20 protein-coding genes are annotated in these 17,613 nt (G+C 66.2%); 9 read left to right on the top strand and 11 right to left on the bottom strand.

What is annotated here, in order from left to right:
• The first annotated feature begins 10 nt into the window (after positions 1-10).
• From crcB to RCAP_RS01730, 8 genes are all read left to right on the top strand, one after another.
• The gene (gene crcB, locus RCAP_RS01695) at positions 11-388 is read left to right on the top strand and encodes a fluoride efflux transporter CrcB (protein WP_013066076.1); all 378 of its coding nucleotides are present in this window, start codon (positions 11-13) and stop codon (positions 386-388) included.
• Positions 385-1,452, top strand: a complete 1,068-nt coding sequence (locus RCAP_RS01700; RefSeq protein WP_013066077.1) for an RluA family pseudouridine synthase — start codon at positions 385-387, stop codon at positions 1,450-1,452. The genes crcB and RCAP_RS01700 overlap by 4 nt, the downstream gene beginning before the upstream one ends.
• On the top strand, positions 1,449-2,105 hold the full coding sequence (locus RCAP_RS01705) for an HAD-IA family hydrolase (RefSeq protein ID WP_013066078.1): 657 nt from the start codon (positions 1,449-1,451) through the stop codon (positions 2,103-2,105). The genes RCAP_RS01700 and RCAP_RS01705 overlap by 4 nt, the downstream gene beginning before the upstream one ends.
• On the top strand, positions 2,102-2,815 hold the full coding sequence (locus tag RCAP_RS01710; protein ID WP_013066079.1) for an ATP12 family chaperone protein: 714 nt from the start codon (positions 2,102-2,104) through the stop codon (positions 2,813-2,815). The genes RCAP_RS01705 and RCAP_RS01710 overlap by 4 nt, the downstream gene beginning before the upstream one ends.
• 219 nt (positions 2,816-3,034) lie before the next feature.
• Positions 3,035-4,051 carry an amino acid ABC transporter substrate-binding protein gene (locus tag RCAP_RS01715; protein ID WP_013066080.1) on the top strand — a complete coding sequence of 339 codons (1,017 nt, stop codon included), beginning with the start codon at positions 3,035-3,037 and terminating at the stop codon, positions 4,049-4,051.
• A 126-nt stretch (positions 4,052-4,177) separates the two neighbouring features.
• A complete protein-coding gene (locus RCAP_RS01720) occupies positions 4,178-5,458 on the top strand; it encodes an amino acid ABC transporter permease (RefSeq protein WP_013066081.1) in 1,281 nt (426 codons plus the stop codon).
• Position 5,459: 1 nt separating this feature from the next.
• Positions 5,460-6,764, top strand: coding sequence for an amino acid ABC transporter permease (locus RCAP_RS01725; RefSeq protein WP_013066082.1), 1,305 nt, complete (start codon positions 5,460-5,462; stop codon positions 6,762-6,764).
• Between the two features lie 10 nt (positions 6,765-6,774).
• Positions 6,775-7,566: an amino acid ABC transporter ATP-binding protein gene (locus RCAP_RS01730; RefSeq protein WP_013066083.1), complete on the top strand. Its 792-nt coding sequence runs from the start codon at positions 6,775-6,777 to the stop codon at positions 7,564-7,566.
• Positions 7,567-7,641: 75 nt separating this feature from the next.
• Here the strand turns inward: RCAP_RS01730 and RCAP_RS01735 are convergent, their stop codons facing one another.
• Genes RCAP_RS01735 through argB form a run of 3 tightly spaced genes read right to left on the bottom strand, consistent with a single transcriptional unit; the run spans position 7,642 to position 9,661 of the window.
• Entirely contained in the window at positions 7,642-8,163 is a 522-nt protein-coding gene (locus RCAP_RS01735; protein WP_013066084.1) for a SixA phosphatase family protein, read from the bottom strand.
• Positions 8,160-8,786, bottom strand: a complete 627-nt coding sequence (locus RCAP_RS01740; protein WP_013066085.1) for a hypothetical protein — start codon at positions 8,784-8,786, stop codon at positions 8,160-8,162. The genes RCAP_RS01735 and RCAP_RS01740 overlap by 4 nt, the downstream gene beginning before the upstream one ends.
• Entirely contained in the window at positions 8,783-9,661 is an 879-nt protein-coding gene (gene argB / locus RCAP_RS01745; RefSeq protein ID WP_031320811.1) for an acetylglutamate kinase, read from the bottom strand. The genes RCAP_RS01740 and argB overlap by 4 nt, the downstream gene beginning before the upstream one ends.
• Before the next feature lie 128 nt (positions 9,662-9,789).
• Between argB and RCAP_RS01750 the strand changes: the two genes are divergently transcribed.
• Positions 9,790-10,521, top strand: coding sequence for an SDR family oxidoreductase (locus RCAP_RS01750; RefSeq protein WP_013066087.1), 732 nt, complete (start codon positions 9,790-9,792; stop codon positions 10,519-10,521).
• A gap of 27 nt (positions 10,522-10,548) precedes the next feature.
• On the opposite strand, the gene yihA is transcribed toward RCAP_RS01750, so the two are convergent.
• The 8 genes from yihA to rpmH all read right to left on the bottom strand — a co-directional run bounded on the left by yihA (position 10,549) and on the right by rpmH (position 17,339).
• Complete coding sequence (gene yihA / locus RCAP_RS01755; protein WP_013066088.1) at positions 10,549-11,199, bottom strand: ribosome biogenesis GTP-binding protein YihA/YsxC; 651 nt, start codon at positions 11,197-11,199, stop codon at positions 10,549-10,551.
• Entirely contained in the window at positions 11,199-11,954 is a 756-nt protein-coding gene (locus RCAP_RS01760) for an MOSC domain-containing protein (protein ID WP_013066089.1), read from the bottom strand. The genes yihA and RCAP_RS01760 overlap by 1 nt, the downstream gene beginning before the upstream one ends.
• A complete protein-coding gene (gene yidC, locus RCAP_RS01765; RefSeq protein WP_013066090.1) occupies positions 11,951-13,798 on the bottom strand; it encodes a membrane protein insertase YidC in 1,848 nt (615 codons plus the stop codon). The genes RCAP_RS01760 and yidC overlap by 4 nt, the downstream gene beginning before the upstream one ends.
• A 135-nt stretch (positions 13,799-13,933) precedes the next feature.
• Positions 13,934-15,478 carry an EAL domain-containing protein gene (locus RCAP_RS01770; RefSeq protein ID WP_013066091.1) on the bottom strand — a complete coding sequence of 515 codons (1,545 nt, stop codon included), beginning with the start codon at positions 15,476-15,478 and terminating at the stop codon, positions 13,934-13,936.
• Between the two features lie 77 nt (positions 15,479-15,555).
• Positions 15,556-16,440 (bottom strand): tRNA 2-thiocytidine(32) synthetase TtcA, encoded by an 885-nt coding sequence (ttcA, locus tag RCAP_RS01775; protein ID WP_013066092.1) that lies wholly within the window; start codon positions 16,438-16,440, stop codon positions 15,556-15,558.
• Positions 16,433-16,702, bottom strand: coding sequence for a membrane protein insertion efficiency factor YidD (gene yidD, locus RCAP_RS01780; protein WP_013066093.1), 270 nt, complete (start codon positions 16,700-16,702; stop codon positions 16,433-16,435). The genes ttcA and yidD overlap by 8 nt, the downstream gene beginning before the upstream one ends.
• Positions 16,699-17,187, bottom strand: coding sequence for a ribonuclease P protein component (rnpA, locus tag RCAP_RS01785; protein ID WP_013066094.1), 489 nt, complete (start codon positions 17,185-17,187; stop codon positions 16,699-16,701). The genes yidD and rnpA overlap by 4 nt, the downstream gene beginning before the upstream one ends.
• A gap of 17 nt (positions 17,188-17,204) precedes the next feature.
• Positions 17,205-17,339 carry a 50S ribosomal protein L34 gene (gene rpmH / locus RCAP_RS01790; RefSeq protein WP_013066095.1) on the bottom strand — a complete coding sequence of 45 codons (135 nt, stop codon included), beginning with the start codon at positions 17,337-17,339 and terminating at the stop codon, positions 17,205-17,207.
• Positions 17,340-17,613 lie beyond the last annotated feature (274 nt).

Here is a 17,613-nt window from a genome sequence, read left to right on the forward strand (position 1 = left end):
AGGAGGCCGGATGATCCAGACCCTGCTTTTCGTCGCGCTTGGCGGTGCCCTTGGCTCCGCGCTGCGCTATCTCGTCAACATCACCCTGCCGCGGCTTGTGGGCCACGGCTTTCCCTATGCCACGATGACGGTCAATGTCCTGGGCAGCTTTGCCATGGGCGTGCTGGTCGTGGTGCTGGCGATGAAGGGCGGCACCCGCTTCGCCCCCTTCCTGATGACCGGGATCCTGGGCGGCTTCACCACCTTTTCCGCCTTTTCGCTCGATGCGGCGAAGCTGGTCGAGACCGGCGAAATCGGAACGGCGGCGGTCTATGTGCTGGGCTCGGTCGGTCTGGGTCTGGCAGCACTTTTCGCGGGCATGGCGTTCGCACGGGGGTTTTTCGCATGAGTTCGGTGCAACTGATCAAGGTGACCGAGGACGAGGGCGAAAGCCGTCTCGACCGCTGGTTGAAGAAGAAATTCCCGGTGCTGACCCAGGGCGCGGTGGAAAAGATGTGCCGCACCGGGCAGTTGCGGGTGGATGGCGGCCGGGTCAAGGCCAGCGACCGGATCGGGCCCGGCATGGAGGTTCGCGTGCCGCCGCTGCCCGAGGCCGGGGCGAAGGCGCCCGAAAGCCGGTCGGAAGCGCGGCGGGACGCCACGCAGATCTCGCCCGCCGACGAGAAGATGATCCAGGCCGCGGTGCTGTGGAAGGATGAGCATATCATCGCGTTGAACAAGCCTGCCGGGCTGCCTTCGCAGGGGGGCTCGGGGCAGGGGGACCGGCATGTCGATGGCCTGCTTGAGGCGCTCAAGTTCGGCTACAAGGACCGGCCGAAGATGGTGCACCGGCTCGACAAGGACACCTCGGGGGTGCTGCTGATCGCCCGCACCGACCGCGTCGCCCGGGCGCTGTCCGAATCGTTTCGGCTGAAGACCACCCGCAAGATCTATTGGGCGGCGGTGGCGGGGGTGCCCAGCCCGAAGAAGGGCACGATTCGCTATGGTCTGGTGAAGGCCCCCGGCCATGGCCGCGGCGGCGAGGGCGAAAAGATGCTTTGCATCCATCCGTCCAAGGTCGATGCGACGCCCGATGCGAAACGCGCCACCACCGATTTCGCGGTGATCGACGGGCTCGGCTCGCGCGTCAGCTGGGTCGGGCTGGTGCCGATCACCGGCCGCACCCACCAGCTGCGCGCGCATATGGCGGAACTGGGTCATCCGATTGTCGGCGATGGCAAATATGGCGGCTCGGGGCAGGAAAATCTGGGCGACGGCTGGGGCTCGCAACTGGGCGGAGAGATCTCGCGCAAGCTGCATCTGCACGCCCGCACGATTTCCTTTGACCATCCGATCACGAAGAAACGCATCACCCTGACCGCGCCGCTGCCCGATCACATGGTGCGGACCTGGAAGACGCTGGGCTGGATCGAGGGCGAAGCGCCGCTCGACCCGTTCGAGGACGATCGATGAAACTGGCGATCTTCGACGTCGACGGCACGATCAGCGACAGTCAGGCGCATATCCTGGCCGCGATGACCGAGGCGTTCCGCACCGTCGGCCTGCCGCTGCCGCCGCGCGACGCGGTGCTGGCGATCGTCGGCCTGTCGCTGCCGGTGGCGATGGCGGAACTGGCCCCCGCCGCCGATGCGGCGACGCAGGCGGCGCTGGTGGCGGCCTACAAGGCCAGCTATTTCACCGGCCGCGCCGCCTCGCCCGCGCCGCTTTACCCGGGCGCCAAGGATTGTCTTCTGCATCTGGCCGGGCGCGAGGACCTGCTTTTGGCCATCGCCACCGGCAAGTCGCGGCGCGGCGTGACGGCGCTGATCGCCCATCACGGGCTCGACGGGCTTTTCACCTCGGCGCAGGTGGCCGATGACCATCCGTCAAAGCCGCATCCCGCGATGGTGCTGGAGGCGCTCCGCGCAGCCGGGGTGGAGGCGCAAGATGCGGTGATGATCGGCGACACCACCTTCGACATCGAGATGGGCCGCGCGGCCGGGGTGGCGACGATCGGCGTCAGCTGGGGCTATCACCCGGTATCCGAATTGAAAAAGGCCGGGGCCGGGCGGATCGTCGAAAGTTTCGCCGAGCTGGAACAGGCCCTGCAGGAGAGGTTTGCATGAGTGGTTGGAGCGCGAAACGGTTCTGGAAATCGGCCACGGTCGAGCCCTGCGAGGGCGGCTTCACCGTCAAGCTCGATGGGCGCGCGGTGAAGACCCCGGCCAAGGCGGCGCTGGTTCTGCCCACGCAGGCCATGGCCGAGGCCGTCGCCGCCGAATGGCAGGCGCAGGGCGCAAAGATCGATCCGACGACGATGCCGGTGACGCGCTCGGCCAATGCCGCGCTCGACAAGGTGCGGGCGCAGCAGGCCGAGGTGGCCGCGCTGATCGCGGCCTATGGCGAGACCGACCTTCTGTGCTACCGCGCGAAGATGCCCGAGGAGCTGGTGGCGCGGCAGGCTGCGGCCTGGGACCGCTGGCTCGATTGGGCGGACAGCCGCTATCAGGCGCGGCTGACCGTGACCGCGGGCGTGCTGCCCGTGGCGCAGCCCGAACAGGCGCAGGCCGCGCTGGCGTCCCGGGTCGCCGCCTGCGACATCTGGGAACTGGCGGCTTTGCATGATCTGGTCGGCATCACCGGCTCGCTGGTGCTGGGCCTGGCTGTCGCCGAGGGCGAGATCGCCGCCGAAGAGGCCTGGCGGCTGTCGCGCATCGATGAGGACTGGCAGATCGCGCAATGGGGCGCGGACGAGGAAGCCGCCGAGATGGCCGCGCTGAAGCGCGAGGCGCTGATCCACGCCGGGCGATTCTGGATACTGCGGCATACCGCCTGAAACCCGACCCGGGACGCCTGCGCGCTCTTCCCGATGCGCGCGATACGGGCATTTGCCCGGCGAATGGGCGGTTGCGACCTTGAAAATTACTCAGACGTCTTGACCAATTCCGGGGTATTTGCGCAAACTCGGTCAGCCGGTGATGATCGGCACAGAACTTGCAGACCCGTCAAGGGCAGACTCACCGCCGCAACGGCGGCAACTCAGGAAGAGGTAAACATGAAAAAATCCGCATTCTTCGGCTCGGTCGCACTGGCCGCCCTCGTGGCGGGCGCGGCGTCGGCCTCGACGCTGGATGACGTCAAGGCCCGCGGCCAGCTGATCTGCGGCTCGAACCCCGGCCTGACCGGGTTCGCCGCGCCGGATGCCAACGGGGTCTATCAGGGCTTTGACGTCGCGGTCTGCAAGGCCGTCGCGGCGGCGGTGCTGGGCGATCCGATGAAAGTGAAATACGTGCCGCTGACCGGCGAGACCCGCTTCACCGCGCTGGCCTCGGGCGAAGTCGACGTGCTGGTGCGCAACTCGACCTGGACCTTCTCGCGCGATACCGAGCTGGCGCTCGATTTCGTCGCCGTCAACTACTACGACGGTCAGGGCTTCATGGTGAACAAGTCGCTGGGCGTCAGCTCGGCCAAGGAACTCGACGGCGCGACGATCTGCGTGCAGACCGGCACCACCACCGAGATGAACCTCGCCGATTTCTTCAAGGCGAACAACATGACCTACACGCCGGTGAACATCGCCGATGACGCGGAAGGCCAGCAGAAATTCGCCGCCGGCGCCTGCGACAGCTACACCACCGACGCCTCGGGCCTGGCCTCGTCGCGCGCGACGCTGCCCAATGCCGCCGATATCGTGATCCTGCCCGAGATCATCTCGAAGGAACCGCTCGGCCCGGTCGTGCGTCATGGCGACAACAACTGGGGCGACATCGTCCGCTGGAGCTTCTACGCGCTTGTCGCCGCCGAGGAATACGGCATCACCAAGGCGAACCTGGAAGAAGTGGCCGCCTCGACGCAGAACCCGGAAATCCGCCGCCTGCTCGGCCTCGAAGGTGACATGGGCAAGAAGATCGGTCTCGACAATGATTTCGCCAAGCGCGCGATCCTGGCCTCGGGCAACTACGGCGAGGTCTTCGAGGCCAATATCGGCGCCTCGACCTCGATCGGTCTGGCCCGCGGCCTGAACGCGCAATGGACCCAGGGCGGGCTGATGTACGCCCCGCCGTTCCGCTGATCCGATCCATCGATGCGGCCGGGCAAAGCCCCGGCCGCATTCTGCATTTCAAGGACGGTCTGTCGGGGCACAAGTCCCGAACGCAGTCGGCGCAAAGCCGCGGGGCAGACCGGACAGGGGAAAACCATGGCACTTGCAAGTGACCCGCCGAAAGCTGGCTTTCGGCTCTCGATGCTCATTTACGATACGCGGTTCCGCTCGATCACCATCCAGATCGTGGTTCTGCTGCTGTTTCTGGCCGGGCTCGTCTGGCTTCTGAACAACGCCTATGTGAACCTTGAAGCCAAGGGCAAGGACTTCAACTTCAGCTTCCTCTGGACGCGGGCGGGCTACGACCTGGCGCAGACGCTGATCCCCTATTCGAACGACGACACCCATTTCCGGGCGTTGATCGAGGGGCTGTTGAACACGCTGCTGGTCTCGGTTCTGGGCTGCATCCTGGCGACGATCCTTGGCACGATCATCGGCGTGCTGCGGCTGTCGCAGAACTGGCTCGTGGCGCGGATCATGACGGTCTATGTCGAGACCTTCCGCAACATTCCCTTGCTTTTGTGGATCCTGCTGATGGGCACGATCCTGGCCGAAACCCGGCCGGTGCCAAAGGACTTCCGCCTGACCGAGGCGATGAAGGCCGCGGGCGAGGAGCCCAAGGCCTCGATGTGGTTTTTCGATTCCGTCGCGGTGACGAACCGCGGCACCAACCTGCCCGCCCCCGCCTTCGACCATTCGCTGGGCGTGGTCGATCTGGGTTGGAACCTGCCCGTCAGCCTCAATGCGCTGGCGATCCTCGCGGTGATGTCGGCCTCCTTCTGGGGCTGGCGGCGCTTCATGGCCCGCGCCAAGGCGGTGCAGGAGGCGACCGGCACCCGGCCCACGACCTGGTGGCCCAGCCTGCTGATCCTGTTCGCGCCGATCTCCGCGCTGCTTTACGGTCTCGGGTTCCACCTGGACTACCCCCAGATCACCAAGTTCGACTTCACCGGCGGCTTCCAGATGCTGCATTCCTTCACCGCGCTGCTGATCGCGCTGACGCTTTATACCGCGGCCTTCATCGCGGAAATCGTCCGGGCGGGGATTCAGGCGATCTCGCGGGGCCAGACCGAGGCCGCCTATGCGCTGGGTCTGCGCCCGGGCCGGACCATGAGCCTGGTGATCCTGCCGCAGGCGCTGCGGGTGATCGTGCCGCCGCTGATTTCGCAGTTCCTGAACCTGACGAAGAACTCGTCGCTGGCCATCGCCGTCAGCTACATGGACCTGCGCGGCACTTTGGGCGGCATCACGCTGAACCAGACCGGCCGGGAACTCGAATGCATGCTTCTGATGATGCTGATCTATCTGACCATCAGCCTGACGATTTCAAGCCTGATGAACCTCTACAACAAATCGATCAAGCTGAAGGAGCGCTGAGATGAGTGACACCTCCTTCGTGCGCACCGAGATGCTGGCGCCGCGCCCCGCCCCCGTGTCGCAGGTCGGCGCGATCAAATGGATGCGCGAGAACCTGTTCTCGGGCCCGCTCAACACCGCGCTGACAGTCTTTGGGCTGCTGGCCACGGTCTGGCTGGTGCAGGCGGCGGCGCCCTGGCTGCTGCATGGCGTCTGGAATGCGAATTCGCTGACCGAATGCCGCGCCATCATCGCCGAACGCTGGGGGCCCGAGGCCACCGGCGCCTGTTGGGCGGTCATCCGGGTGCGCTGGAACCAGTTCCTGTTCGGCTTTTACCCGGTCGATCAATATTGGCGGCTGTTCGTGACCTTTGCCGGGCTGTTCCTGGCGCTGGCGCCGGTGCTGTTCGACGCGCTGCCGCGCAAGCTGATCTGGGGCACGCTGCTTTACCCGCTGGCGGCCTTCTGGCTGCTGTGGGGCGGGCCGATCTGGGGGCCGGTCTCGGTGCTGGCGGGCTTCGCGATCCTCGGCCTGCTGTTCACCGCGCTGGCGCCGAAACTGGGGGTGCCGGTCTCGGCCGGGATCGGTCTTGTGGTCGCGGCGCTGTTCTGGCTTTACGCCGCGGCGCCGATCGAGGCGGCGCTGCAATCCGCCCTGCCGCTGGCCCTGCCCGAGGTGGACAGCGACCAGTTCGGCGGCTTCCTGCTGGCGCTGGTGATCGGGGTGACGGCGATCGTCGTCTCGCTGCCGCTCGGCATCCTTCTGGCGCTCGGTCGGCAATCCGACATGCTGATCGTGAAATCGCTGTCGGTGGGCATCATCGAATTCGTCCGCGGCGTGCCCCTGATCACGCTGCTGTTCACCGCCTCGCTGCTGCTGCAATACTTCCTGCCGCCGGGGACGAATTTCGACCTGATCCTGCGGGTGGTGATCCTGGTGACGCTGTTTGCCGCCGCCTATATCGCCGAGGTGATCCGCGGCGGTCTGGCGGCCCTGCCGCGCGGCCAATATGAGGCCGCCGATGCGCTGGGGCTGGATTACTGGCAGGCGCAGCGGCTGATCATCATGCCGCAGGCGCTGAAGATCTCGATCCCCGGGATCGTGTCCTCGTTCATCGGGCTCTTCAAGGATACGACGCTGGTGGCCTTTGTCGGGCTTTTCGACCCGCTCAAGGGCATTTCGAACGTCGTGCGGTCCGACATGGCCTGGAAGGGAACCTATTGGGAACCCTATATCTTCGTCGCCCTCATCTTCTTCCTCTTCAACTTCAGCATGTCGCGCTATTCGATGTATCTCGAACGCAAGCTGAAACGTGACCACCGTTAAGGAGGCGCTCATGTCAGAGCCCAGCTATGACCACCAGGTCGACCGCAGCCACATGCAGGTGAGCGACGAGATCGCGATCCAGATCAGCCAGATGAACAAGTGGTACGGCCAGTTCCACGTGTTGCGCGACATCAACCTGACGGTGCATCGCGGCGAGCGCATCGTGATTGCCGGACCTTCGGGTTCGGGGAAATCGACGATGATCCGCTGCATCAACCGGCTGGAGGAACACCAGTCCGGCAAGATCATCGTCGACGGGATCGAACTGACCTCGGATCTGAAGAACATCGACAAGGTCCGGTCCGAAGTCGGGATGGTGTTCCAGCATTTCAACCTGTTCCCGCATCTGACGATCCTCGAGAACCTGACGCTGGCGCCCATTTGGGTGCGCAAGGTGCCCAAGCGCGAGGCCGAGGAAACCGCGATGTATTACCTCGAAAAGGTGAAGATCCCGGAACAGGCGCAGAAATACCCCGGCCAGCTCTCGGGCGGGCAGCAGCAGCGGGTGGCGATCGCGCGCAGCCTGTGCATGAAGCCGAAGATCATGCTGTTCGACGAACCCACCTCGGCGCTTGACCCCGAGATGATCAAGGAAGTGCTGGATACGATGATCCAGCTCGCCGAGGAAGGCATGACGATGCTCTGCGTCGCCCATGAGATGGGCTTTGCCCAGGCGGTGGCGAACCGGGTGATCTTCATGGCCGACGGGCAGATCGTCGAGCAGAACAACCCGCATGACTTCTTCCGCAACCCGCAATCGGAGCGGACGAAGCAGTTCCTGAGCCAGATTCTGGGGCATTGAAGGGTGGGGGCGCTGCCCCCACACCCCCGGGATATTTGGGGCAAGATAAAGGGGGCGGCCTTTGGGCTGCCCTTCTTATTTGCCGCGGCTGGCGGGGAGGAAGAAATCGAGCATCGAGCCCTGGCCGGGGGCGACTTGCGACCAGTCGTCGATCTGGAAATCGACGATGAGGGTGGCGCAGGTCGGATATTTGCGGAAATCCGGGTCGTAATTCGGCCGCGACGGCAGCGAGGCGGCGAATTCGGCGATGCCCGGGTTATGCGCGATCAGCATCACCGTGGGCGCGGTCGCGGTTTTCAGCACGGCGAGCAGCGTCTCGGGCGTGGCCTGATAGAGGCTGTCGATGTAATGCACGTCGGGCCGGGTCTCGATCACCGCCGAGGCGACGCCGTCCCAGGTCTCGCGGGTGCGGGTGGCGGGGGAGCAGAGCACCTCTTCCGGCTCCAGCCCGCGCGAGGCGAGGAAATCGCCCAGCTCATGCGCCGCGGTGCGGCCGCGGGCGTTCAGCGGGCGGTCGGCATCGGCCATCAGGGGATCGTCCCAGCTCGATTTCGCATGGCGGGTGAGGATCAGGCGACGGTGTCCGGTGGGGGTCATCTGTGGAAGTGCCTCATGTGCCAAGCGGATTGAGCCTCCAGCCTGCCATAGCTTTGACCCGGGGGGCAAGAGCGCCGGACAAGACATCCGGCGGAAAGGCAGTTTTCCCCTTCCCCGGTGTTAAGGAACGCATGGCAGGCGGGGACGTCATAGCCCTTTGCCGACAGGGCGCCGCAGGGGCAGGCCGTCGTGCAGGGCGCCGCGCAGCCCGAACAGGGGTGTTTTGACGCAGGGGGGCAGGGAAGCTGTTCCGGCAGCGCCAGAGCCCCCCGAAACGAGGTCCAAAGCCCCATCCGCGCATGCGCAAGCATCTGAACCGGCGAGGGAAAGGCCTGTTGCGACTCGGTTGCCCAGGCAAAGAACGGCGGGTAGGGCGGCCCGTCCGAGGGAAAGACCGCGCGCCCGCCGAAGGCCGTGGCAAGCGCCCCGATCGCCCGTTTCGACCAGCGGTCGAGCGGATCGGGGCGGCCATCGGCAAATTCCGGCTGCGCGGTGACATGATCCCAGAAGCCCGGCTCGTCGGGGGACAGAAGCAGGATCGTTTCGGCGCCCGCGGCGGTCAGGCCCGCCACGAACAGATGCTCCGCGGCCAGCGCCTCGGTCAGGGCCAGCGGCAGGCTCACCGGCGGCGCGGCTTCACCCGCGTCAGCGTCGAGCGGATCATCGAGCCCGCCCCGTGTTCGGTGAACAGCTCCAGAAGGCAGGCGTTCGGCACCCGGCCATCGAGGATGACCACGGCGCGCACGCCCTCCTTGACCGCCTTCAGCGCGGTTTCGACCTTCGGGATCATGCCGCCCGAGATCGTGCCATCCTCGATCAGCGCATGGACCTCGTCGGGGCTCATCTGGGTGATGACCTCGCCCGCCTTGTTCTTGACGCCCGCGACATCGGTGAGCAGCAGCAGCCGGTCCGCCTGCAGCGCGCCGGCGATGGCGCCCGCGGCGGTGTCGCCGTTGACGTTGAAGGTCTCGTTGTCATTCACGCCCGTCGCCACCGGGGCGATGACCGGAATGAGCCCGGCGCCGTAAAGGTCGCGCACGATCTGCACGTTCATCTCGACCGGCTTGCCGACGAAGCCGAGTTCCGGGTCATCCGCCTCGCAGACCATCAGATCGTCGTCCTTGCCGGAGATCCCCACGGCGCGGCCGCCCTGATCGTTGATCGCCTGCACGATGCGCTTGTTCACCAGACCCGAGAGGATCATCTCGACCACTTCGACCGTGGCCTTGTCGGTGACGCGCTTGCCGCGGACCCAGTCGGACTTGATGCCGAGCTTGGCCAGCATCTCGTTGATCATCGGCCCGCCGCCATGCACGACGACCGGGTTCATGCCGACCTGTTTCATCAAGACGACATCGCGGGCGAATTCCGCCATCGCCTCGTCGTCGCCCATGGCATTGCCGCCGAATTTCACCACGACGACGGCGCCGGTGTAACGCTGCAGATAGGGAAGCGCCTCGGAAAGCGTCTTCGCGGTGGCGATCCAGTCACGGTCCATCGTCTGTTTTCTCATCGGAAGCCCTCGGGGAAGTCCGGACTTTGTTAGAACCAATCGGCCCGACTGCCAAGGGCATTGCCATTCCCGCGCCGGTGATTACATCGAAGGGGAAAAGCAGGAGAACGGGCATGGACGGACGGAAGGTGTTGCTGTTGACAGGGGCGAGCCGCGGGATCGGCCATGCCACGGTGAAGCGTTTCGCACGCGAAGGCTGGCGGATCATCACCTGCTCGCGCCAGCCCTTCCCCGAGCAATGCCCCTGGGGCGGCGGGCGCGAGGATCACATCCAGCTCGATCTGGGCGATCCGAATGCGACGATCCAGGCGATCGACGAGATCAAGTCGCGGCTGGGCGGCAAGCTGCATGCGCTGGTGAACAATGCGGGCATTTCGCCGAAGGGGCCGGGGGGCGCGCGGCTGAATTCCATCGACACCGATCTGCGGACCTGGGGACAGGTGTTCCATGTGAACTTCTTCGCCTCGATCGTGCTGGCCCGCGGGCTGAAGGACGAACTCTCGGCGGCCAAGGGCGCGGTGGTCAACGTCACCTCGATCGCGGGCTCGCGGGTGCATCCCTTTGCGGGGGCGGCCTATTCGACCTCAAAAGCGGCGCTGAAGGCGCTGACGCGGGAAATGGCGCATGATTTCGGGCCGATGGGGGTGCGGGTCAATGCGATTGCCCCGGGCGAGATCGAGACCTCGATCCTCTCGCCCGGCACCGAAAAGATCGTCGAGACCCTGCCCCTGCGCCGTCTGGGCCAGCCGCGCGAGGTGGCCGATGTGATCTGGTTCCTGTGCTCGGATGCGTCAAGCTATGTCACCGGCACGGAAATCGAAGTGAACGCGGGGCAGCACGTCTGACCGGCGGGGCAGGGGGGCTGTGCCCCCCTATTCCAGCGTGGCGATGATCGCGCGGAGCGTCTCGATGCCCTCGCCCTTTTCCGAGGAGGTGACGACGATCTCGGGATAGGCTGCCGGGTGTTTGGCCAACGCGCCCTTGACCTGTTCGATCACCCGCTCCAGCTCGGCCTTGGAGATCTTGTCGGCCTTGGTCAGCACCGCCTGAAAGGTCACGGCGGAGCGGTCGAGAAGCTGCAGGATTTCCTCGTCGACCGCCTTCACCCCGTGGCGCGCGTCGATCAGGACGAAGGCGCGGCGCAGGGTGGCGCGGCCCGAGAGGTAGGATTTCAAAAGCGCCTGCCACTTCTTCACGATCGCCACCGGCGCTTCGGCGAAACCGTAGCCGGGCAGGTCGACCAGATAGGGGCCGCCCTCGGTGGTGAAGAAGTTGATCTCCTGCGTCCGGCCCGGCGTGTTCGAGGCGCGGGCAAGGTTCTTGCGCCCGGTCAAGGCATTGATCAGCGAGGATTTCCCCACGTTCGAGCGGCCCGCGAAACAGACCTCGATCCGGTCGGCGGGCGGCAGGCCCGCCATCGCGACGACGCCCTTGAGAAACAGCACCTGCGCCGCGAACAGCAACCGGCCGCGTTCGCGGGCCTCTTGCTCCGGCTCCGGGGCCAGCGTGAATTGCATCTGCATCAAAGCACCTCCACAGGGTCGCCAAGGGTGATGGTGCCGCTTTCGATCACCGTCGCATAACAGCCGAAATGCCAGTCGCCGTGCAGGCGCTCGAGCAGGTCCAGCATTTCAAGATCTTCCGTCCCCGTCGCCGGATCGGTGCAGGTGGCCCGGCAGCGGGTGATCGGCATTGCCACCTCCAGCACGGCCGCACCAAGGCGCAGCCGTTTGCCGACCAGATCCCGCTCGGCCCAGGGGGCCCAGCCCTCCACCCAGAGATTGCCGCGAAAGCGGTGCCGCGAGATTTCCCGCCCGGCGGCCTGACCAAGTGCTCCGAGAGACGAGAGCGACAGCAGCGAAACATAGGGCTCTGCCATGTCGGCCAGCGCGACCCCCTCGACACGTTCGACCGCGCGCGGCGCCGGGCGGCTCTCGGGCCAGAGCGGGGTCAGCCAGTCGATCAGCCGCGCCTGATCCCCGGGCCGGTCGGGATCGACGGTCAGGGCGGGGCGCTCGGGATGGGTGAGGTCAAGCTGCCCGTCGGGGCGCAGCCGGGCCTGCACCGCCATCAGCTTCGGGGCGGCAACCCCACGCAGGAAATTCATCTTGCGCGCCCAGGCGCCCAGGGGGCTGTCGAATTTCGCCGCCTGATGCGACACCGCCCAGACCCGGTCAAAAGGCAGAACGCGCCCCTGCATCAGGGGCGCGCTTTCGATGTCCTCGTAGCCGATCGACTTGATCGGATGCCGGACGATATGGGTCAGCCGTCCGGTCATTTCTTCGGCGGTTCTTCCGCGGTCTTCTTGCGGAACCCGGCGATGATGTTGCCGAACAGGTCAGGCCGTTTGCCGTGCAGCGACATGATCGAATATTGCTGGATGAAGGTGATCACGTTGTTGGCGATCCAGTAGAGCACCAGCCCCGAGGCGAAGCCGCCCAGCATGAACATGAAGATCCACGGCATCCAGGCGAAGATCGCGGCCTGGCTCGGATCGGTGGGCGCGGGGTTCAGCTTTTGCTGGAACCACATCGAGATGCCCAGCAGGATCGGCAGCACGCCAAGGCTGAAGATGAACAAGAGCGAACCCGGTTCCGGCGTCGCATAGGGCAAGAGGCCGAACAGGTTCAGGATCGAGGACGGATCGGGGGCCGAAAGGTCCTTGATCCAGCCGATCCAGGGCGCGTGGTAGAGCTCGATCGTGACGTAGATCACCTTGTAGAGCGAGAAGAAGATCGGGATCTGCAGCAGGATCGGCAGACAGCCCGCGGCGGGGTTGATCTTTTCGCGCTTGTAAAGCTCCATCATGCCGCGTTGCAGCGCCTGCTTGTCATCCTTGGTGCGCTCTTTCAGCGCCTCCATGGCTGGCTGGATTTCCTTCATCTTCGCCATCGAGATGTAGGAGGTCCGCGCCAGCGGGAAGACGATCAGCTTGATGATCACGGTCAGCGCGATGATCGCCCAGCCCATGTTGCCCAGCACCGCATGCAGCCAGTGCAGCAGCCGGAACATCGGCTTGGTCAGGAAGTAGTACCAGCCCCAGTCGATCGAATCGACGAACCGGGTGATCTGCGGCTGCGTCGGGTCGATCTTGTCGCCGAAGAGCCGGTCGAACATGCCGGGATCGTTCTGATATTGCGCGATCGCTTCCCATTCCTTCGCGCCCGCGAAAAGCCGCATCGTGACCGAGGTGCTGGCCCCGGCCGCGATCTCGACGGCGGGCTGGCGGGTCTCAGTCTGGTACAGATCGGCCGAGGGGACGTATTTCACCACCGAGGTGAAGCGCGCGGTGTCCGGAATGAGCGTGGTCATCCAGTATTTGTCGGTGAACCCGGCCCAGCCGCCGGTATCGGCGCTGCGCACATCGGCCTGACCCTCGCCCTCGAGCGCGTCAAGATCGGTGATCTTCTTGTATTTGATTTCCTGCAGCTCGCCGTTGGTCATCCGCACCGCGCCTTCGTGCAGCACATAGACGCGGTTGCCCGCCGGGATGCCGTGCCGGGCGATGATGCCCCAGGGCGCGATGCTGACCGCGGCCGCGCCGGTGTTCGTCACCGCATCGGTCACGGTGAACAGATATTGCGGATCGACGGCGATGGTGCGGGTGAAGGTCAGCCCGGCGCCATTGTCCCAGGTCAGCACGAGTGGCGTCTCGGGGGTCAGCTTCGCACCTGCGGGGGCGGTCCAGAGCGTCTTCGGCCCGGGCACCTGCGCGGCGGTCACGCCCGCAAGCGCCGACCAGCCCTGCACCACGTAATAGGGCTTGGCCGCATTCAGATCGCTGCCGCCGACCGGCGCCAGCAGGCGGACGAGCGGCGAGGCCGGGTCGAGTTTCTCGTGATAATGCTTGAGCGAGAGGTCATCGAACCGCGCGCCAAGCAGCGAGATCGAGCCGGTCAGCGCCGGCGTGTCGATGGTGACGCGCGGCGCCTCGGGCGCGGGCTCGACCGCGGGCGCGGCCGTGGCCACGGGGGCGGCCGTCGGCGCCGGGGTCGCGGTCTGCTCTGCCACGGCCGGGTCCGTCGGTTCCGGTTTCGGCGGCGGGAAGAAGACGGTCCAGACGACGATCACCAGTGCCGAAAGCACCGTCGCAAGGATGAGGTTCCTGTTTTGATTGTCCATGGGCGTGCATTTCCCCTGCCGATCCGGAGTCGGCCCGGTTCAACAGAAGGGGCGGCCAAAGGTCAAGCGGTTTCGCGCGGCCACCTGTCGCAAGCGGCGATTCCCGCCTTATGTCGCAGCGGCAGCCGGGCCCGGTCAGGCGCCGCGGCGCAGGTCCGGCCGCGGGATCGAGGCCAGCCGCGCATCATGGCGTCCCATCCATCCGGCGCATTCGTCCAGCGGCAGCGGCGCCGAGATCGCCTTGCCCTGCACGTGATGACAGCCGAGCTGCGCCAGCATCGCATGTTCGCCGATCGTTGCCACGCCTTCGGCCAGGGTCTCGAGCCCGAGCCCGGCGGCAAAGGAGATGATCGCCGAAACCAGGCGCTGCTGTTCCGGGTCGCGTTCGACATTGGTGACGAAAGAGCGGTGGATGCGGATGCGTTCCGCGCCGGTGCGGCGGATCGCCGAGACCGAAATCGGCCCGGTGCCGAACCCCGCCAGCTCGATCCGGCAGCCCATCTTCGCGCAATGCGCGATGTTGCGCATCACCACCTCGTCGTCGAGCCGGGCGGTAACCTCGCGGTGCAGCACCAGACAGACGCGTTGCGGCGCCATGTCGAAGCGGTCGAATTCCCATTTCAGCCGGTCGGACATCTTCGGATCGGTGACATGGTCAAGCCCGATCGGCAGGCTGACAAGCCCCGGTCCGGCGGGCAGCTTGTCCCATTCGCGCAGCGCGCCGAAACATTGAAACAGCATCACTTCCGCCAGCCGCCCCTGCAGGCCGTTCGCGGTGATGGCGGGCAGGATCTCGGCCTCGCCGAGGATGCCGCGGTCGCGGTCAAGCCAGCGCGGCACCGCCTGCATCCCCGAAATCGTGCCGGTGTCGGTGCTGATCTGCGGCTGGAAATAGGCGACGATGCGCCCGTCTTCGAGCGCGGGGGTGATTTCGCTGTCCAGCTTGCCCTGCGTCCGGGCGAAGGGACGGGCGTCCGGCGCATAGGCCCGGATGCAACCCGGACCATGGCGCGCGGCCTCTTCGGCGGCGGTTTCGGCCGCGCTCAGGATCGCGGGGCCGGTCGGTTCGGGGGCGCGGGTCATCAGGCAGAAGCCGACATGGCTGGTGATGTTCACGCTGCGCCCGTTGACCGAATAGGGCGCGTCGCAGGCCTGCTGCAGCCGCCCCGCAAGCTGGATCATGCCTTCCAGATCGGGCCGGTGCGTCGGGGCAAGGATCGCCGCATGGCGGGCGTTGTCGATCAGGGCGATTCGGTCGGTGTTGCGCAACACGCCGCGGATGCGGGCGCCGACGGCCTGCTGGAAATCCTCGAATTCCGCGCGCGACATCTGCCGCGAGACCGCCGCCGGATCGTCGATGCCGATCACCAGACAGGCCGTGCCCTTGCCCGCCGCCTGCGCATCCTGCGCCGCGGCCTGCATCATCTCCTCGGCATCGGCGCGTTGCGGCAGCGCACGCAGGGCGCTGCCATCCTCCTCGATTTCCTCGGGAATCGCCAGCGGCCGGCTCATCCAGGCGACGATCAGCGCGGTCACGCCGACAAGCGTCATCCCCTCGAGCCCGAACCAGAGCCCCGCCAGCGAGACGGCAGGCAGAAAGGCCACCATTTCCCGGCGCAAGAGAATCGGCCCCTTGCGTTTCGCCCCGGTTTTCTTGCCCTTCCATGCGGATTTGACCATTTTCGCCCTCGTCCCAGTCCAAAGGGGCATGCCCCTCGCATCGGGGATGACCCTAGGCAGGTTTCGTCAGGGATTGGTTAATAACCTTGGCGCAAATTCGGCATGTTTTCGTTAAAATCCCCGGCAATCGGCGCCTCGGCCCGCATCAGCGCGGCGAAGTCGAACAGGCCCGGGTCGCACAGATGCGAGGGGCGGACATTCATCAGCGACCGGAACATCACCTGACGACGGCCGGGGCTGCGGGCCTCCCACGCGTCGAGGATCTGCTTGACCTGCACCCGCTGCAGGCCTTCCTGAGAGCCGCAGAGATTGCAGGGGATGATCGGATAGCCCATGCCGCGGGCGAATTTCTCGCAATCGGCCTCGGCGACGAAGGCGAGCGGGCGGCAGACGAACAGATCGCCCTCCTCGTTCAGCAGCCGCGGCGGCATCGTGGCCAGCCGCCCGCCGTGAAAGAGATTCATGAAGAAGGTTTCCAGAATGTCGTCGCGGTGATGGCCAAGGACGACGGTGGAACAGCCCTCTTCGCGGGCGATGCGGTAAAGATTGCCGCGCCGCAGCCGCGAACACAGGCTGCAGGTGGTCTGACCTTCGGGGATCTTCTCCTTGACCACCGAATAGGTGTCCTGAAACTCGATCCGGTGGGCGACCCCCATGCGGGTCAGGAAGTCGGGCAGGACGGTGGCGGGAAAGCCCGGCTGCCCCTGATCAAGGTTGCAGGCGAGCAGATCGACCGGCAGCAGGCCGCGCCATTTCAGCTCGACCAGCGCGGCGAGCAGCGTGTAGCTGTCCTTGCCGCCCGAGAGGCAGACCAGCCAGCGATCCCCGGGCCTGACCATGCCATAGGTCTCGATCGCGTCGCGGGTCTCGCGCAGGATGCGCTTGCGCAACTTCTTGAATTCGGTGGAGGAAGGCGCCCCCGCCAGCAGCGGCGGCAGGCCGGTGTCATCCTCGTCAAGCATGGTCGTGATCCTTGTGCCGCGTCGCGTCAAAGGCCGGATCGGCGCCCGGCACCGGGTCGTAGCCATGCCCGCCCCAGGGGTGACACGAGGCCACCCGTTTCGCCGCCAGCCAGCCGCCCTTCACCGCGCCGTGGCGTTCGAGCGCCTCCATCGCATAGGCGGAACAGGTCGGCTGATAGCGGCAGCCATGGCCCACCCAGGGGGACAGCAGCAGCCGATAGCCGCGCACGGGCAGCGACACGAGAAAGGCGAGGGGGCTCATTTGCCCCGTCTCCGGCCCTTTGGCACCTCGCCCAGCGGGCGCGGCTTCAGGCTGCGCCCGGCGTGAATCTCGGTGATGGCGCGGACAAGATCGGCCTGCAGCGCGGCAAAGTCACGGCTGGCCGTGGCCTCGGGGCGGCCGACAAGGACATAGTCCCAGCCGGGCAGGCCAAGCGCGGGCAGGCCAAGCCGGGCCACTTCGCGCAGCCGGCGCTTGGCGCGGTTGCGGGCCACGGCATTGCCGAGTTTCTTCGAACAGGTGAAGCCGACGCGGATCAGATCGGCGGCGGCCGTGTCGGCCTCGCCACGCTTGCGCGCCTGCAGCAGAAAGCCCGGCGCGCTCATCCGTTGCGCCGAGGCGGCACGCAGGAAATCGGCGCGTTTGCGCAGGATGAGGATGGTCCGGCCCGGAAATGGGGAAACCGCCGGGCGGCTTCCCGGGTCCCGACCCTCGGGGTCAGTCGCGGGCGCCTCCGGCGGTGTCATCGGTCAGGCCGTGAGCCTTACGCCGACAGAACCTTGCGGCCGCGGGCGCGACGGGCGTTCAGAACCTTGCGGCCGCCTTTGGTCGCCATGCGGGCGCGGAAGCCGTGACGGCGGGCGCGAACGAGGTTCGACGGCTGGAAAGTGCGTTTCATCGCGGATACTCCGGTTGTCTTGTCGGGGGGGCAGCTGACTTCCTGCCGGATTCGGCCGCCCTGCAATTGAAGCCCGGTCTTTAGGGGCATCGCCCGCACAAGTCAATTCATCCGCGCGGGTTTTTTGCGCCTCCCGCGCCTGCGCGGCGTTTGCGCCCTTCCGCTGCCGCCACGCGCCCCCTATGTAGGTGCAAAAGGCTTTGGTATTCCTGAAAAATGCCGAAGCGACAAAGGGGGGCGAAAGGACCCCCGGGCGGATCGCCGCCGATCGGGA

The organism is Rhodobacter capsulatus SB 1003 (assembly GCF_000021865.1).
In the GTDB taxonomy this organism is placed as follows: Bacteria; Pseudomonadota; Alphaproteobacteria; order Rhodobacterales; family Rhodobacteraceae; genus Rhodobacter; species Rhodobacter capsulatus_B.

Bases quoted from the DNA above. Each gene is read 5' to 3' on its own strand.
- rnpA (WP_013066094.1), bottom strand. From the start codon at position 17,187: ATGACACCGCCGGAGGCGCCCGCGACTGACCCCGAGGGTCGGGACCCG.
- RCAP_RS01770 (WP_013066091.1), bottom strand. From the start codon at position 15,478: ATGGTCAAATCCGCATGGAAGGGCAAGAAAACCGGGGCGAAACGCAAG.
- rpmH (WP_013066095.1), bottom strand. From the start codon at position 17,339: ATGAAACGCACTTTCCAGCCGTCGAACCTCGTTCGCGCCCGCCGTCAC.
- RCAP_RS01725 (WP_013066082.1), top strand. From the start codon at position 5,460: ATGAGTGACACCTCCTTCGTGCGCACCGAGATGCTGGCGCCGCGCCCC.
- ttcA (WP_013066092.1), bottom strand. From the start codon at position 16,440: ATGCTTGACGAGGATGACACCGGCCTGCCGCCGCTGCTGGCGGGGGCG.
- RCAP_RS01730 (WP_013066083.1), top strand. From the start codon at position 6,775: ATGTCAGAGCCCAGCTATGACCACCAGGTCGACCGCAGCCACATGCAG.
- RCAP_RS01720 (WP_013066081.1), top strand. From the start codon at position 4,178: ATGGCACTTGCAAGTGACCCGCCGAAAGCTGGCTTTCGGCTCTCGATG.
- yihA (WP_013066088.1), bottom strand. From the start codon at position 11,199: ATGCAGATGCAATTCACGCTGGCCCCGGAGCCGGAGCAAGAGGCCCGC.
- argB (WP_031320811.1), bottom strand. From the start codon at position 9,661: ATGGACCGTGACTGGATCGCCACCGCGAAGACGCTTTCCGAGGCGCTT.
- RCAP_RS01700 (WP_013066077.1), top strand. From the start codon at position 385: ATGAGTTCGGTGCAACTGATCAAGGTGACCGAGGACGAGGGCGAAAGC.
- RCAP_RS01705 (WP_013066078.1), top strand. From the start codon at position 1,449: ATGAAACTGGCGATCTTCGACGTCGACGGCACGATCAGCGACAGTCAG.
- yidC (WP_013066090.1), bottom strand. From the start codon at position 13,798: ATGGACAATCAAAACAGGAACCTCATCCTTGCGACGGTGCTTTCGGCA.
- yidD (WP_013066093.1), bottom strand. From the start codon at position 16,702: ATGAGCCCCCTCGCCTTTCTCGTGTCGCTGCCCGTGCGCGGCTATCGG.
- RCAP_RS01735 (WP_013066084.1), bottom strand. From the start codon at position 8,163: ATGACCCCCACCGGACACCGTCGCCTGATCCTCACCCGCCATGCGAAA.
- RCAP_RS01760 (WP_013066089.1), bottom strand. From the start codon at position 11,954: ATGACCGGACGGCTGACCCATATCGTCCGGCATCCGATCAAGTCGATC.
- RCAP_RS01710 (WP_013066079.1), top strand. From the start codon at position 2,102: ATGAGTGGTTGGAGCGCGAAACGGTTCTGGAAATCGGCCACGGTCGAG.
- RCAP_RS01715 (WP_013066080.1), top strand. From the start codon at position 3,035: ATGAAAAAATCCGCATTCTTCGGCTCGGTCGCACTGGCCGCCCTCGTG.
- crcB (WP_013066076.1), top strand. From the start codon at position 11: ATGATCCAGACCCTGCTTTTCGTCGCGCTTGGCGGTGCCCTTGGCTCC.
- RCAP_RS01750 (WP_013066087.1), top strand. From the start codon at position 9,790: ATGGACGGACGGAAGGTGTTGCTGTTGACAGGGGCGAGCCGCGGGATC.